Here is a 1652-nt window from a genome sequence, read left to right as displayed (position 1 = left end):
CTGATCATGGGACGTCCTGACCATGGACCGGGACGTGCCAGCGCGCCCGCACCCCGCCGTTCTCCCCCGGGGTCAGCCCAAAGGCACCACCCCGAGCACGCGCCCTGGCCCGCAGGTTCGCCGTGCCGCTCGCGGTCTTGTCACCGGCAGCCAGGCCGACCCCGTCGTCACCGACCGTGACCGTGACTCCGGCGGAGTCTGCCTGGACCTCGATCGAGACCGCAGTCGCCCTGGCATGGCGGGTCACGTTGGTGACCGTCTCACGCAGGACCGCGACGACATCATCTGCGAGCTCACCCTTGATGAACGCATCGATCTGACCCGTGAAGGTCACCTTCGGAGCCATGCCAAGCCCGGCCGAGAGCTCGGTGACGACATCGAGCAGCCGATGACGCATGGTCCTGGTGGTCTTACGGGTGCGCAGAGTGAATATCGCGTTGCGGATGTCTTCGATGGCCGCGTCGATCTCCGCCACATGCCTGTCGATCCTCCCGCAATGTCGGGGGTGGGCCGAGGCGAAGGCCTGCAGTCCCAGGCCCGTGGCGAAGAGCCGCTGGATGACATGGTCATGGAGATCCCGAGCAGTGCGCGCCCGGTCTTCGATCACGCCGAGCCGCTGCCGATCCGCTCGCGCCCAGGACAGCGCCACAGCCAGACCCGCCTGGGTCGCGAAGTCCGAGAGCAGCTCCAGGTCACCGGAGTCAAAGGCCGGCCGGGACTCGGCCCGGGTCGCGCAGACCGCACCGATGCGGTCCCCGGAGACGATCAGCGGAACAGCGATCACCGAGGAGCTCGGGACCCGCTCACAGAACGGTGGGACATCTGTTCCCTCGGGAGCCGAGATGCTCGCCGTCCCCTCCATGGCCCGCGACACCGCGCCTTCGACCCAGGGCAGCACCTCGCCCTCGATCAGCGAGGCGCCCTGTCCGCGGGCGGTGTCGATGAAGAGCTCTTCGCCCACCGCGTCGGAGGTCACGATGGCGGCGAAGTCCGCTTCGGTGAGGGTCGCGACCCCGTGGGCCAGGACGCCGAAGACATCGATGGTCTCCGAGGCCAGCAGTGCTGAGGTGACATCGCCCAGGACGGCGCTGAGCTGCTGCGCTCGGCGGGCCTCTTCGTAGAGTCGGGCGTTGTTGATCGCGGTCGCAGCCGTGGCGGCCAGCGCCGTGACGAGTTCTTCGTCCTCGTCGGTGAAGGGCCCATCGGCCCGGTTGGTGAGGTAGAGGTTGCCGTAGGTCTCGCCGCGGATCTTGATCGGGACCCCGAGGAAGCTGTTCATCGGCGGGTGGTGGGCGGGAAAGCCGACCGCCCGGGGATCCGTGGTGAGGTCGGTGAGTCGGATCGGGTTGCTGCTCTGGTTCACCGCGCCCAGGACCCCGTGCCCGGCGGGCAGGTCTCCGATCTTCTCGGCCACGTGCTGCGCCATCCCGACGTGGATGAACCGCTCGAGGGAGCCATCAGCGGCGATGACGCCCAGTGCGGCGTACTCGGCGTCCGCGACGGTCCTGGCCTCCTCGGCGATGCGCCGCAGAACATGTTCCAGGTCGAGATCGCTGGCCACGACGTTGCTGGCGTCGAGCAGGGTCTGCAGTCTGCGCTGGGAGCTGAGGACCCGGATAGTGCGCGCGATGGAATCCCCCACCGCACCATTG

Annotated in this window: 1 protein-coding gene; it reads right to left on the bottom strand. The window is 68.5% G+C overall.

All coding sequences use genetic code 11. The annotated features are described in order from the left end of the window. Positions 1 to 4: 4 nt before the first annotated feature. On the bottom strand, positions 5 to 1652 hold a 1648-nt coding region (locus LSI54_RS12865; protein WP_241471226.1), incomplete at its 5' end, for a GAF domain-containing sensor histidine kinase.

This window comes from Nesterenkonia sp. AY15, assembly GCF_022565855.1.
In the GTDB taxonomy this organism is placed as follows: Bacteria; Actinomycetota; Actinomycetes; order Actinomycetales; family Micrococcaceae; genus Nesterenkonia.
This window is presented reverse-complemented; position numbering and strand designations above follow the sequence as displayed.